This is a genomic window from Streptomyces sp. NPDC101110 (assembly GCF_044759525.1).
GTDB lineage: Bacteria > Actinomycetota > Actinomycetes > Streptomycetales > Streptomycetaceae > Streptomyces.
The window spans coordinates 252684-265320 of record NZ_JBIVZM010000007.1; the positions used below are offsets into that span (position 1 = coordinate 252684).

Annotated in this window: 16 protein-coding genes; 11 read left to right on the top strand and 5 right to left on the bottom strand. The window is 70.5% G+C overall.

The genetic code is table 11. From position 1 onward, the window contains the following. Positions 1-51 precede the first annotated feature (51 nt). From ACIQU3_RS19135 to ACIQU3_RS19155, 5 genes are all read right to left on the bottom strand, one after another. Positions 52-1524, bottom strand: a complete 1473-nt coding sequence (locus tag ACIQU3_RS19135; RefSeq protein WP_403926507.1) for an SCO6880 family protein — start codon at positions 1522-1524, stop codon at positions 52-54. 83 nt (positions 1525-1607) lie between these two features. Continuing rightward, entirely contained in the window at positions 1608-2981 is a 1374-nt protein-coding gene (locus tag ACIQU3_RS19140; protein ID WP_403926510.1) for an ATP-binding protein, read from the bottom strand. A 14-nt stretch (positions 2982-2995) separates the two neighbouring features. Beyond that, positions 2996-3685 (bottom strand): hypothetical protein, encoded by a 690-nt coding sequence (locus ACIQU3_RS19145; RefSeq protein ID WP_403926513.1) that lies wholly within the window; start codon positions 3683-3685, stop codon positions 2996-2998. Continuing rightward, on the bottom strand, positions 3685-3996 hold the full coding sequence (locus tag ACIQU3_RS19150) for a DUF6112 family protein (protein WP_403926516.1): 312 nt from the start codon (positions 3994-3996) through the stop codon (positions 3685-3687). The genes ACIQU3_RS19145 and ACIQU3_RS19150 overlap by 1 nt, the downstream gene beginning before the upstream one ends. A 94-nt stretch (positions 3997-4090) precedes the next feature. Beyond that, complete coding sequence (locus ACIQU3_RS19155) at positions 4091-5212, bottom strand: C40 family peptidase (protein ID WP_403926518.1); 1122 nt, start codon at positions 5210-5212, stop codon at positions 4091-4093. Between the two features lie 518 nt (positions 5213-5730). Between ACIQU3_RS19155 and ACIQU3_RS19160 the strand changes: the two genes are divergently transcribed. The 11 genes from ACIQU3_RS19160 (at position 5731) to ACIQU3_RS19210 (ending at position 12579) form a co-directional block, all read left to right on the top strand. Beyond that, complete coding sequence (locus ACIQU3_RS19160) at positions 5731-6486, top strand: DNA-methyltransferase (RefSeq protein WP_403926520.1); 756 nt, start codon at positions 5731-5733, stop codon at positions 6484-6486. 239 nt (positions 6487-6725) lie between these two features. Continuing rightward, entirely contained in the window at positions 6726-7289 is a 564-nt protein-coding gene (locus ACIQU3_RS19165; protein WP_403926759.1) for a DUF4913 domain-containing protein, read from the top strand. Then, complete coding sequence (locus ACIQU3_RS19170; protein WP_403926523.1) at positions 7286-7765, top strand: hypothetical protein; 480 nt, start codon at positions 7286-7288, stop codon at positions 7763-7765. Before ACIQU3_RS19165 ends, ACIQU3_RS19170 begins: the two co-directional genes overlap by 4 nt. A gap of 18 nt (positions 7766-7783) precedes the next feature. After that, the gene (locus tag ACIQU3_RS19175; RefSeq protein ID WP_403926526.1) at positions 7784-8482 is read left to right on the top strand and encodes a hypothetical protein; all 699 of its coding nucleotides are present in this window, start codon (positions 7784-7786) and stop codon (positions 8480-8482) included. A 25-nt stretch (positions 8483-8507) separates the two neighbouring features. After that, positions 8508-9230 (top strand): hypothetical protein, encoded by a 723-nt coding sequence (locus tag ACIQU3_RS19180; protein ID WP_403926529.1) that lies wholly within the window; start codon positions 8508-8510, stop codon positions 9228-9230. 150 nt (positions 9231-9380) lie between these two features. Continuing rightward, a complete protein-coding gene (locus ACIQU3_RS19185) occupies positions 9381-9740 on the top strand; it encodes an SH3 domain-containing protein (RefSeq protein ID WP_403926532.1) in 360 nt (119 codons plus the stop codon). Between the two features lie 109 nt (positions 9741-9849). Beyond that, entirely contained in the window at positions 9850-10311 is a 462-nt protein-coding gene (locus ACIQU3_RS19190; RefSeq protein WP_403926535.1) for a hypothetical protein, read from the top strand. Next, positions 10308-10760 (top strand): hypothetical protein, encoded by a 453-nt coding sequence (locus ACIQU3_RS19195; protein ID WP_403926538.1) that lies wholly within the window; start codon positions 10308-10310, stop codon positions 10758-10760. Before ACIQU3_RS19190 ends, ACIQU3_RS19195 begins: the two co-directional genes overlap by 4 nt. 13 nt (positions 10761-10773) lie before the next feature. Continuing rightward, positions 10774-11193, top strand: coding sequence for a hypothetical protein (locus ACIQU3_RS19200; protein ID WP_403926540.1), 420 nt, complete (start codon positions 10774-10776; stop codon positions 11191-11193). A 43-nt stretch (positions 11194-11236) separates the two neighbouring features. Then, complete coding sequence (locus ACIQU3_RS19205; protein ID WP_403926543.1) at positions 11237-12097, top strand: winged helix-turn-helix transcriptional regulator; 861 nt, start codon at positions 11237-11239, stop codon at positions 12095-12097. After that, positions 12094-12579 (top strand): regulator, encoded by a 486-nt coding sequence (locus ACIQU3_RS19210; protein ID WP_403926546.1) that lies wholly within the window; start codon positions 12094-12096, stop codon positions 12577-12579. The genes ACIQU3_RS19205 and ACIQU3_RS19210 overlap by 4 nt, the downstream gene beginning before the upstream one ends. Positions 12580-12637 lie beyond the last annotated feature (58 nt).

A 12637-nucleotide genomic window follows, 5' to 3' on the forward strand; every position in this document is an offset into this window, starting at 1 on the left:
CGTCGTTCTCGTTGATGGATGTCAGCGCAGGTCCCGGAGACAGGAAGGGGGTTACAGAGCGGTGCGGGCGAGGGGCAGCGCGGCGAGGGTGAAGGCCGTCGGCTGCTGGTAGTTGAGGCGGCGCAGGTCGACGCCGGCGGTGACGGCGGCGGTCTCGATCTGCGCGCAGGCCGCATCCAGGAGGGCGTCGGTCTCAGCTGTGACGGTGACCAGGCCGGTCAGGGCGACGTCGGCGTGCCCGGCGATAAGCTGGCGCTCGCGCTGCTTGACGTCGGCGTACTCGACGGAGTCTTCTTCGCTGTCGACCTGGCCGCGGCGGGCGCGTTCGTTGGCATCGGCGATGATCGCCGCCTTCTTGCGCTGGACATCCCGGAGCGCAGACTCGAGCCCCTTCGGCACGTAGATAAGGGAGAGGCTGCGGCGGACCCCGGCGGTGAACATGATCCCGTGAAGGAATCCGGCCCCCATCTCAGTCCGTGGCCAGTTCTCGACCCAGTACGTGGCATGGCGGGCGGTGTCGGTGCAGATGCGGTCGTACTCCTCGACCTGGACGACGGGCCCGGCAGCTTGGGGGTCGGCTTCTGCGCGGCCGGTTGCGGACCACTGCTGGAGTGCGGATAGAGCCTTCGGGTCGTAGGCGGTGCGGATGACTGCGGCGATCTCCCGGGCGGTCAGCCATCCGGTGACCATCAGTCCGGCGTTGCGGGCGGCCTGGGCGATGGCCGAGGTGGTCTGCTCCATGACGGTGAACGCGCCCGGGAGGCCGCCGCCGGCCTGGCTGATGAGGCGCCGGGCGGCCTTGAGGTCGAGGGAGATGGCGAGGTAGGTCTCGTGCGGGGCGGCAGCTGGGCCGGCGGAGGCGACGAGTTCGGAGTAGATCTGCCCGGCGACCGGGGTCTGGGGCTGACCGTGCTGGGACCAGTGGCGAGTGAGGGTGTCGCCGGAGTCGGGGACGGTGCGTTCCAGGACCTGCACGGTGGCGACGTGTCCGGTGCGGGCGATGCCTGCCAGTGCCCGTCCCCAGCCGTTGACGTTGTGGTTCTGGGTGGCGGGGTCGAGCAGAGCGAAGGCGCGGCTGGTGACTCGGGCGACGGCGGTGAGGGTCTGCTGGTGCGGGTCGTGGACGGCGGCGGCGCCGTTGGCGGAGTCGCCGGGGGTGACGACTTTGAGGGAGGCGGCGGTGCCGGGCAGGTGGAGCATGCCGTCCTGCCGGGGCCGGGTGACCGGCCGGGCCAGCCACAGGGTCTGCCCGGTGCGGCGGCGGAGTGCGTAGCGGGCGACGATGGGCGCCCAGTCGATCAGGGAGCGGCCGTGCCGACGAATCGCGACCAGCGCGCCGGCCGCCGCCCACAGCGGGGTCAAGGCGATGGCGCCGAGCAGACCGGTGGAGACGACCGTCACCAGCAGCAGCGCCAACGTGCAGGAGACGAGGACGAGTTGCGGGAGGGAGAGGCCGAGGAGGATGCCGCGGCGGGACCGGTGCGGGAATTTCACCGTGACCGGGGTGACGGAGAGATCAGACAAGGGGGATGGTCCTGAAAGGCGCGGGCGGAGCCCGGTGGCGGGAAGTGGGAGGCACCTCCCGCCACCGGGGATCGGGCGGATGGTCAGAGGCCGGTCGGTGGCGGCGGGGATGCTGTGCCGCTGGTCCCTGCAGTGTGTGAGCCGGAGGTCGGCGGGGCGCCCTGCGGCGGCGGGGTCGTGGTCGGAGGGGCGGACTGCCATCCGCCAGCCTGTCCGGCTGCGGCACCCGCTCCGGAGCCGCCCGCTTGATGGCTGCCGCCCACCAGGCCGCTGGTGTCGTCGGAGACACTGGTCGGCGCCGGCTGCACGGCCTTCTCCAGGCCGGACTTGACGCCGTCGCCTCCGGACGAGACACCGCTCCCGCCACTCTGGGAACCCTCCTGACCCTCGCCTTGACCGCTCGGGCTGGAGGCGATGTCGCCGGGGAAGCCGCTGCCCGGAAGCGTGTCCGGGCCCTGCGGGGCAACGCCGGCTCCGGCTGCTGCGCCGCCGGTTGAGGCGGTGGCCGCCATCGCGGCTGCCTTCCTCCCGGCGCGCTCGGCATGCTGCCGGGCGAGCTGGGCACCGGCGCCGCCGGCCCGGTGCAGCGTTTCTCCGTCGGATCCTTCGGCCGCCCAGTGGACGAACTTGAAGGTCGCGTACGGGCAGAGCAGCACCAGGATCATGATCACGATGCCTGCGAGGACGTCAGCGAGCGCGGCCAGACCGTCCTTGGCCTCGGTCTTGCCCATGGCGGCGATCCCGAGCACGAAGATGCTCGTCATCAACAGCTTCGAGACGACGAGGGTGGCGGTGGCCTCGACCCAGCCGCGGCGCCAGCGGCGCGCCACCTCCCAGCCGCCGCCAGCCCCGGCGAAGACCGCCAGGGTCACCATGACGAGGATGCCGACCTTGCGCACCATCATCACGCACCAGTACAGGACGGCTCCGATGGCGGATCCGAGGGCGGCGAAGACGGCGACGAGCCAGCCGAGTCCGGCGAGTCCGGGCAGCTGGTTGACCTTGACGATGCGTCGGACCGCGGAGGCGATGTCCATGTTCGCTGCCTTGAACAGGCCGGCGGACAGGGCGTCGACCACTTCGATCGCGACGGTGGTCAGGGCGATGGCGGCGAAGGCGAAGATCACGCCGGACGCGGTGCCGGTGAACGCCTGCGTGAGGGCTTGCCCGTCGCGTCGGATCGCGGCGCGGACGAGCTGGGCGCAGAACGTGGCCACGAGGATGACCAGGCCGATCGGGAGGATCGTCTCGTAGTTGTCGCGGAACCAGGCGGCGTTGAGGTCGACACGGGTGGTGGAGTCGACCGCCTTGGCGGCGAGGTCGGCGGTGGCGGCGGCGAGTTCGCCGGCGCTCTTGGCCATCCAGTCGCCGATCGCCTTGCCGGGGTCGGAGGCAAAATCCACGGCTTCGCCGACCGCGCAGACCTTGTCCGCGAGGGGGAGGTCACAAAACCCCATGAGGACTCCTTAGGTCAGGGCGCGACACGCGGGGCGATGGCGACGAGGGAGCAGTCGGCCGAGGGCCGGCACTGCACGGCGAGGGTGATGGAGCGGTCCTCCGCCCCCTGGCCGCCCTCGGACCAGGCGATCTGCTGCTTGCCGGTGACGGTGACGGCGTAGATGTACGCCTCGGTGATCGCTGCCGGATCATCGGCGAGGGCCTGCTTGAAGGCGGCCGGGTAGTGGCCCTCAGCGATGGTGGCGGTGGCGCGCTGCTGCTGGTCGGCCATCTGTGCCCACAGCGCCGGGCTGGGCATCTGCGCGGAGATCGAGGCCCAGTCGCGGTACTGGCTCTCCTTGGTCATCCACGCCTGCATGCCAGCCAGCTGCTGGGCGTGGCTGGTGTCGCGGGTGTCGTAGGACCACAGCATCTCGGCGGCGGCCTTGGCGAACTGGACTGGATCCGAGATCCGCGGGGGCTTGGGTACCGTCCCTGAGTCGGCCGCCGGTTTCTGTGTGCCGTGCGTGGGCGCCGGGCTGGGCGACGAGGGCGTTGTGGGGCCGCTGGAGGAGGAACGGTGCGGTTCGCCGCGGCCGGTGACGTATGCGGTCGCTGCGGCGAGGGCGAGCAGGCAGGCCAGGCCGATCGCGATCAGGGCGATGCGGCGGTTCGCGGACCAGCCGATGCCGTAGCCCGACAGGGCGAGGAATCGTTTTTGCATCAGTGGACCTGGGAGCCGAGGGCGGAGAAGAACGCGACGATTCCGTTGGCGGCGCCGAGGCCGAGGGCGGCGCCGGCCGCGACGACCGCGCCCTTCTTCCCGTTCGCCTCGGCCTGGTGGCCACCGGTGTGGTGGCCCCACGCCCAGACGCCGAGGGAGACGGCAAGTGCGCCGACGACGGCCACGATGCCGAACAGGTTGATCGAGTTGACGACGTTCTTCAGGACGGCCAGACCAGGCAGGCCGCCGCCCTTGGGGGAGATGCCCGGGTCGTAAGCGAGCTGGATGAAGTGGTCGGCGAGTGGGGTCATGGGTATGGCGGGGGCTCCTTTGTTGCGCAGGCCAAAGGGCCCGGCAGACGGGAAGAAGGGGCGGGAAAGGGCGCGAGAGGCGCGAGGTGCGGCGTCAGATGACGCGGCGGGCGGCGAGGATGGCCCAGTCCTTGAGCGGTGTGATTCGAACAGGCTTTCCGGTTCTGGGTGCCTCGATCGCAAGACCCGAGCCGAGGTACATGCCGACGTGCTCGGGGCGTGCGGCGGTGCCGCGGGAGAAGATCAGGTCGCCGGGCTGAAGGTGCTTCGGTGAGACGGCCTTGCCCTCGTTGACCTGCGTATACGTGGTGCGGGTGAGGGTGATGCCCGCGTGCGCGTACGCCTGCTGCATCAGCGAGCTGCAGTCGCAGCGGCCCATGGGATCTTCACCACGGGGGTTGGTGCAGGAACCGCCCCACTGGTACATCGTGCCGAGCTGCTGCATCGCCCAGACGATCGCCTTCCGGGCCCGCGGGTCGGTGCCGTTCGGGATCTTGTAGCCCTTCGGAATGGCGCCCTCGGGGATCGGCCCGAAGGACGAACCGTCGCTCGTGGTGCCACAGCCGGAAACGGAGGGCGTGGTCTCGGTGTCCTTGCCCGCATCACTCTTGTCGGCGTCGGGGAAGGTGGCGGCGATGGCCTTCTGCAGCGTGGTCGCGAGCGGTTCCCACTGGGCGTAGGCGTCCGGGTAGCCGGATCTCTGCACGGCCTGGGCGGCCTGCGTGACGGTCATCTGCTGCCAGCCGTCGACCTTCAGCAGTGCCTTGTAGAACTGCTCGGAGGCGTAGACCGGGTCGTGGATGTCCTGGGCTGTTCCCCAGCCCTGGCTGGGGCGTTGCTGGAACAGCCCGAGGCTGTCGCGGTCGCCGCCGTCGAGGTTGCGCAGCCGGGACTCCTGCATCGCGGTGGCGAGCGCGATGATCTGCCCCTTCTGGGGCACCTCAAGGCTAATGCCGGTGGCCACGATGGTCGCCGCGTTGGGGATCTGGACCTCGGGCAGGTCCAGGCCCTCGATGTGGACATCTTTGCCGGAGGCGCCGTCGAGGATCTTGGTGACCTGCTCGGTGATGGCGTCGGTGTCCATGCCGGACAGGCACTGGAACGCGCTGCTGCTGGCCTGGGCGGCTTCACTGGAGGAGGCCATCATCATGGCCGCGCCGCCGAGGAGAAACGGGGAGAGGAAGACGACGCCGATGCCGGTGGCGAGCGCCTTCAACCGGTGCGATCCGCTCGCAGGGCGGCGCTTTCGGGCAGGGGCGGGTAACGAGGCGTCATAGGCGGGTTCCTTCGGGGTGCGGTGTCCGGCGTGCCGCGCGTCAGCGGGGCGTGGTGGAAGGGAGCGCGGCGGCCGGTGGTGGACGAGGTGTGCGGGTCCGTACGAGGCGAGTTGCCGCTCGCTCCGTGGGCCCTGGCCGTGAGTTAGGGGTGCCCAGACATGGGGAGCCTCCGCGAGGCGTGGTGGGGGATGGGCCAGCGGCGGTGTGCGCCGGGCGGTTCCAAAACATTAAGCCCGGATCGCCGGTCGACCAAAAAGTTGGCGTGAAGGGTCGGAATCCGACCCCTTGTCAGGGCACTTCTTGGTCGACCGGCGATATGGGCCTACAGTTTTAGGACTCCCCTCGCCCTTCCCCGGTCTGTGGCCTTGGGCTTCTGCATGCCCGATTCCTGCCCGCGGGGTTCCTCATGTGCGATGGGGTTTCTCCCGTACTCTCCCACCCGAATCGGGGTACCTCTTTGCCTTTTTCCCTGCACCAGGGCGACGCGCTGAGCGTCCTCGCCACTTTGCCGGACGACAGCGTCGACTCGGTCATCACTGACCCGCCGTACAACTCCGGCGGTCGGACGGCGAAGGAGCGCACGTCCCGAAGCGCGAAGCAGAAGTACACCTCCGCCGACGCCAAACACGCCTTGGCCGACTTCACCGGCGAGAACATGGATCAGCGCTCCTACGGGTTCTGGCTCACGCAGATCATGACCGAGGCGCACCGGCTGACGAAGGCCGGAGGGACGGCGCTGCTGTTCACCGACTGGCGTCAGCTGCCCATCACCACGGACGCGATCCAGGCGGCCGGCTGGCTGTGGCGCGGTGTGCTGGCCTGGCACAAGCCGCAGGCCAGGCCACAGAAGGGCCGGTTCACGCAGAACTGTGAGTTCATCGTCTGGGCGTCCAACGGGCCGATCGACGCCTCCCGTAACCCCGTCTATCTGCCGGGCCTGTATTCGGCTTCGCAGCCCTCGGGCGCCAAGCGCCAGCACATCACGCAAAAGCCCGTCGAGGTGATGCGCGAACTGGTCAAGATCTGCCCCGAAGACGGCACGGTCCTCGACTTCTGCGCCGGCTCCGGCTCCACGGGCGTGGCCGCACTGCTGGAAGGCCGCGACTTCATCGGCGTGGAGAAGACCAAGCACTACGCCTCCATCGCGTCCGGCCGGCTCACGGAAACCGTCCGCCAGACCCTCACCCAGGACGACGTCGTCCTGACCGCCTGAGCTTTCAACGTAGTTCTACCGAACTTGCGCTTGAGGCCCATCCCAGCGCATGTCAGCGGACGATCCAGGCGGCCGTCTGCACATCGCTGGGGCTGCCTCACCCCTCTTTGTCCATGGCTTCAAGGAGGCCCTCCTTTTCCATGCCTGAATCCCTAGAACCCCATGCTGATGGGGAATTGGAGCCGATACGGGTGCCGGATCCCGACCTCGAAGGGATCGAGGCCCGGGTCCGGAAGCTGATGGAGCAGTCCGCGCAGCAGGCGCAGCAGCTCGATCACCTCGCCTCCATCCCCGCTTCGGGCCCCGCGCCGTCACCGTTCGCTGCCTTCGGTATGCCGGGGCTTGGCGGGCCGGCATCGGCTGCCCCGCCGGAGCCCCGCCCGATTCTGGAGCTGGAGGGCGAGGAGTACGAGGACGAACTCGACGCCCTGAGCGACTGGGTCGACGACTTCCTGATGCCGGTGTACGGCGCCGAGGTCACCACGGCGGCGCCCTGGTGCCTGCAGTGGCAGGAGCACGACGACGTCGTGGCCTGGCTCCACGCGCTGTGGCTCGCCTACCAGCAACACAAGGACCCCGAAGCGGGGTTGAGCGGGCTGTTCGTGTGGCACCGGGACTTCCTCACCCACGCCCTTGCGGCGATCCGGGCACCTGGCGGGCCGTTGTCGGCGTGCATGACCTCCCCGGACCGGCCCGCACACCGGCTCCTGCCCGGACCGCCGCCCTCGGCCCGCACGGAGAAGACGAACACGGCCGCGACCGACACCTCCGGCTTGGGTGAGCCGGGCGAGCCGGCGTCATGAGCGCGAGGCGGCCGGCCTTCGGCCTCAGCTTCGATCCCCGGGCCCTGACCGATCTTCTCCAGGCACCCAGCGACATCCGTGACCTGACGCTGGCGTACCTGCAGGAAGTGGTGAACGCCGAGCGGTTCGGGATCAAGCTGACCGGCGACCTGGAGGGCTACCGCAAGCTGTTCGTGGACTCCCGCAAGGAGTGGCGTGTCGTCTACGGCGTGCGTCCCGCACCGCCGGCGTCCGCGCACCGCAACGACATCCATGTCGTGGCCGTACGGCCGCGGGCCCGTAACGATGTCTACGACACCGTGGGGCAGCGCCTGGGGATGACCCGCCGGCCCCTGAGCGCCCGCACCCACGCCGCCCGTTCCCGCTCCCCGCAGCTCGCGGCTCGCGGGCCAGTGCCGAAGCCGGGACCACTGCCCTCCGCGATGCCCGGCCTGCCCCGCCCGGCCCACAGCCCCGCGCAGCATCACGCCCGCTGACACCCGGAGCACTCGCTCATGCCCCCTGATACCGCGGCGGGAACAGCCCGGTGTGCCATCTCCCCACTCGACCACCGCGTCGAGGCCGCGACCGGCCACGATGTGGACACCCTCTGGGACTACCGCGACCGCGGCATCCTCGATGAGCCGCACGCACGCCTGGTAGACCTGCACCGGGCCCTGGCCCAGGCCGAGACCAGCGTGACCTTCCACCGCACCCTCCTGCACCGGCTCACCAGCGGCGAGTTCCCCGTCGACTCCGCCCTGCTCGCGCGCATCGACCGCACCACGGGCCAGCTGGAGGAGGCCGTCGGCGTACGCGACGCGGCTGCGGCCCGCGTGATCGCCGCCCTGGAGCCGATCGAGACCGCCGCACGCAGCACCCAACGTGACACCCGCGAACCGCTGCCGGCAGCCGACCAGGCGGCGCTGCTGGCCATCGCTGGCGGCGCCAAGCTCCACGAACACCTCCTGACGGGCCGGATGTCCGTGGCCACCGCCTCCGGCACCCGCGTCCCGTACGCCCACCTGCAGCGGCTCGAATCGGCCGGCCTGGTCTCCCGGGACGCCAGCCATCCCGTCCACGCCGGGCAGCCAGTCGCCCTGACCGACGCGGGCCGCGCCGCCTTGGCCGGCCGCCGGCGCACGAGCACCACCGCACTCCCGGCTAGCGCCCGGCCCGGGGCCTGGCCAGGTGCCGCCGGGCGCCGCCGCTGACCCCGCCCACCTACCGAAAGGCCCAATGCCCCCGCCCGAACTCGACTTCCGGCTGGACGACTTCAAGGCCGCCGACGAGCGGACCGAGGAGACGTTCCGGCACACGATCACAATCGAGCAGGACATGCTCACCGTGCTCGCCGAGCACCACACCCCCGACGGGGCCCACAGCTTCTACGTCCTGCACAACGGTGCCGTCACCTGGGGGATCCCCGGCGAACCGCAGCTCGTCGCCTTGCACCTGCAGCGCGACGTGGCGGGACGGACGTTCCGTTTTGAACATGCCGAACTGCCGCTGCCCGCGATGGCCCAGTCCTGGCTCATCCACCGCGGCTGCCCGCGCGACGCCATCACCCTCCACCAGGACACGACCACCGCGCCCGCGGACGAGACGACCCGCGCCCTGGAGCAGCGCCTCACGGGCGACGGGGACCACTTCGCCCTCCTGCACAGCTACACCCGGGACGACCCTGAGGACATGACCACCCTCGTGGTCCTGCGCGCCCTCGACGAGCGCAGCCCCGCGCCGTTCCGTGTGCTGCACGAGGAAGTGGACACCGACGCGTGGACGCACAACCTGCGTGAAGGCGGCTTCGCCACCGTCGCCGAGGCCCTCGAGTGGTGCGACAAACGCCTGGGTGGGCAGGCCGCTCCCTTGCCGCCAATCCGGCTTACGGCCCGTTCCAACAGACCCTCCAGCGCGGTGCCGGACGCCCCTGCGCAGCGCCCACCGGGCCGCACCCGCTGACCCTCGAATGTGCTGAGCGGCCCGGAACATAGCCGACGATCGCCGGTTAGCCAAACCGGCGAATCCGTGGACTCTTATACGGCCGGCGGGGCGAAAGCCCGGTCCGCATCTCTCGGCATTCCCATTTCCCCGTACGGAGGTTACTTCCGCATGCACTCACCCCGAATAGCGATATCCGCGGCACTGCTCGGCGCGCTCGCCTTGCCCCTCACGTCGGCTTCCGCGGCCACCGCAGCCCCGGCGGTCGTCGCCACGGCGGTGCCCGCGTCGTCCTGCACCAGCCACCCGTACCTTCCGTGGGCGGTTCACGGCACGAACGCCGTGACCATCCGCTCGAAGCCGTCGGTCAAGTCCACTGCCGTCGGCATCCTCTACAAGTCGCACCGTTTCACGGTGCACAAGTCGACCAAGGGTGCCAAGTGGGTGTCCATCACTGACAAGACCACCGGCGTAAAGGGCTGGGTGTCCGGCACCTACGTCTACCGCGACGTCCGCATGTGCCTCGACTGAGAGTCTTTTCAACTGCGCGCGTTTATAGCCGAGTTGGTTCTCCCCGTTCTTTCGCTGCCTTTCTCCACTGGAGACCGGCATTCCCGTGCCTTTTGGAGAGGAGTTCTGTGTGTCCGACGGCATAGAGGATGTCGTGGGTGTGCTCACCGAGCAGATCGAGCGCCGCTTCGAGATGAGCATGGACGACCTGACCGCCGCGGTCGCTGCGGCGCCGGACGCGAACCTTGACGCCACCGAGATCGTGAAGTGGCACGGGCTCCTCACCGAGTCCCAGGCCGCGCTCGATCGCGCCGAGGACGCCCTCCTCGCCGCGCTGGAAACGCAGCCCAGCGAGGTCGACGACCCGACGATGGACCTCGCCCACCGCGTCAACGCGGCCGTGGCCACCCGCGACGGACGAGCCATGGTCGTGCGTTGGCTCCTCGACCCCCACGCCCCAGGCAAGCAGGACTTCGCCGCCGAGCGACTGGCCCGCCTGAGCCGCGGGGCCCGCCGGGGCCCGGCCGTGCCTACCAGCGCGCCGGCCCAACCCGTGACGGCGTCCGCACCAGGCCGAGGAGTCCTGCGGTGAGCGTGAGCGACAAGCCCTGCACGCAGGACGGCCGGCTCGGGGAGATCTTCGGCGCCCCGGTCGCCGAGCTGTACGCGACGGCCGCCAGCCCCAGCGCTACCGCCGCGCTGACCCGGGCGCTGGAACTGCGCTCGTTCTTGGCCCTGGCCGAGGAACAGGTCGCCCTCATCCGTGACCGCGTCCACGAGGCCATGGCGCCGGCGCGTGACATGGACGAACTGTCCGCCGACGACCTGCGGATGGACGCGCAGTGGCTCAAGGCGGCGCTCGATGCCCGCGACGGCTACCGCGCCGCCCTCGACGGCCTGCTGCGCAGCATGCCGCCGCCCGGACAGCCCACCCGGCCAGTCCGCATGACCCAGCAGACGATCACGACCACTTTGCCCTCAGCTACCGCTGCCCCGGCACCCCAGCGTGCCGGGGCAGCGGCCAGGGTCCGCCGACCATGAAAGACCCCGCCGCTTGCCCCACCCCACATCCGCTGAGGTCGCCGCACGGATCGAGGAGTTGTACGGCGCTTCGCTGACCGACCTCGAAGCCCACGCCCAGCGCCAGCCGCCCGGCATGCTCGCCGCGCTCCTTGGCAGCCACGACCGGCTCGCCTTCGCCGAGCAGAGCATCACCTTTTATCGCGAGCGACTTGAGCAGCTCGTCCATTCCGAGCGGCAGATCAGCGCCTTCGAGGTATCGCACATCTTCGACTGCGCGCGCCGCCTCGCCGAAGCCGTCGCCGTCCGCGACACCCAGGCCGCCACTACCCAGGCGGTCTTGCAGAGCCTCTGCCGCACTGACGCTCCCGCGCCGGAACCGCCTGCCGCCTCTGCACCTGCTGCTCCTCCCGCTTCACCCGTACCGACCGCCAGCACCGCCCCGAGCCGCTGACCCGGTCGGCACCCGGCCCGCTTCCCACCCAGGAGTTCCCCCTTTGTCCACCACCGGTCTGCCACCCGCCGCCGATGCCGACCTCGCCCGGGTCACCGAAGCCCTCCACATGATCACCCCGCGCTGGAACGTGCGGATCCTGCTTGCCCTGAACGAGCCACCGCAGCGCTACACACAGATCGCGGACAAGCTGCCGTATCTCCACAGCGGCCAGCTGCACCCCAAGATCCGCTCGCTGTGCGACGTCGGCCTCGTTGAGCGCACCGAGCACTCCGCGCGCCATGTCACCTATGGCCTCACCCGGCGCGGCCGACAGCTTCTGCCGGTGCTTGCGGTGATCGCTGCCTGGGCCGAGGAGTACCTGGAGAAGCCGGAGGAGCCGCTGTCAGCGATCGAGCAGGTCGAGGACTCCCTCACCCTTCTCACCCGTCGGCAAGTCGTAGCGATCCTGTGGGTGCTGAAGGCGCGGCAGGAGGCGAGCGCCCGGGTGCTGGCCGGCTTCGTGATGCCCGGCAGTTACTGGACCAGCATCTACCCGCCGCTGCGCCAGCTCATCGACGACGGGCTGGTGGTGACCGCGGGCGCCGGACAGCCCTACCGCCTCTCGCCGGGCGGTGACGGACTCGGTCACGTCTTCGGCGCGCTGTCCATGTGGGCCGCCGGACGACCGGTGGACCACGCGGCGAGACACCCGCTGTGGGGCCGGCCGGATCCCAGCGCCATGACCGCTCCTCGGACCTGGGTCAGTCACCCCTCCCGGCTTCCGGCCCCAACCGCCCCACCGGCACCCGCCGTGCAGACCCAGTCCGCCCGCCGTCCCGCCTGGCAGCACGGCGATCTGTTCTCGCATGCCATCCCGGTCGGCCCGAAGGCCGCCCTGGCGATGGGAGGTGCCCAGCGATGATTCCCGCCCTCTCCCCTCAGCAGCTGAGGCTCGCATGCACTCAGCTGTCGTCGGCCGGCCTGATTCGCCTGGTCAGCGAGATCGACGACCACGGTGCCATCCCGCCCCGCGCGCTGGACCACACCTTCCCCGACCTCGCGCCACAGCAGATTCGGCAGACCATCGAGCAGGCAGACGCCCTCGGACTCCTGCATCGCGCGGGCGCCGGACTCGGCCTCACCCCGGGCGGAGAAGACCTCGCCGACGTCTACGACCAGGCCGCCCGCTGGGCCCGACGGCACAACTACCCGGCGCCGATCTGCGACTTCGCCTCACGGATCCGCCACACCTTCGCCCTGCTGGGCGAGCCCGCTGCGGCCAACGCCCACCGTACGGACGGCGAGGCCGCCGTCGAACTCGGCCGTGTCCACCGGCTGCTGACCGAGTGGATCCACACGCACCAGTCTCCGCAGAGACACGGCGCCGACGGCGTCGCCGCGTGACGCCGGGCGCGGTGCATTCCACCGCGGGCCTCGGCCGCTGGATCTATCTGCCGCGCGG

What these genes read in the sequence shown, in the direction of transcription:
- ACIQU3_RS19140 (WP_403926510.1), bottom strand. Translation starts at nt 2,981, where the DNA reads ATGGGGTTTTGTGACCTCCCCCTCGCGGACAAGGTCTGCGCGGTCGGC.
- ACIQU3_RS19145 (WP_403926513.1), bottom strand. Translation starts at nt 3,685, where the DNA reads ATGCAAAAACGATTCCTCGCCCTGTCGGGCTACGGCATCGGCTGGTCC.
- ACIQU3_RS19150 (WP_403926516.1), bottom strand. Translation starts at nt 3,996, where the DNA reads ATGACCCCACTCGCCGACCACTTCATCCAGCTCGCTTACGACCCGGGC.
- ACIQU3_RS19165 (WP_403926759.1), top strand. Translation starts at nt 6,726, where the DNA reads ATGGAGCAGTCCGCGCAGCAGGCGCAGCAGCTCGATCACCTCGCCTCC.
- ACIQU3_RS19170 (WP_403926523.1), top strand. Translation starts at nt 7,286, where the DNA reads ATGAGCGCGAGGCGGCCGGCCTTCGGCCTCAGCTTCGATCCCCGGGCC.
- ACIQU3_RS19175 (WP_403926526.1), top strand. Translation starts at nt 7,784, where the DNA reads ATGCCCCCTGATACCGCGGCGGGAACAGCCCGGTGTGCCATCTCCCCA.
- ACIQU3_RS19180 (WP_403926529.1), top strand. Translation starts at nt 8,508, where the DNA reads ATGCCCCCGCCCGAACTCGACTTCCGGCTGGACGACTTCAAGGCCGCC.
- ACIQU3_RS19185 (WP_403926532.1), top strand. Translation starts at nt 9,381, where the DNA reads ATGCACTCACCCCGAATAGCGATATCCGCGGCACTGCTCGGCGCGCTC.
- ACIQU3_RS19210 (WP_403926546.1), top strand. Translation starts at nt 12,094, where the DNA reads ATGATTCCCGCCCTCTCCCCTCAGCAGCTGAGGCTCGCATGCACTCAG.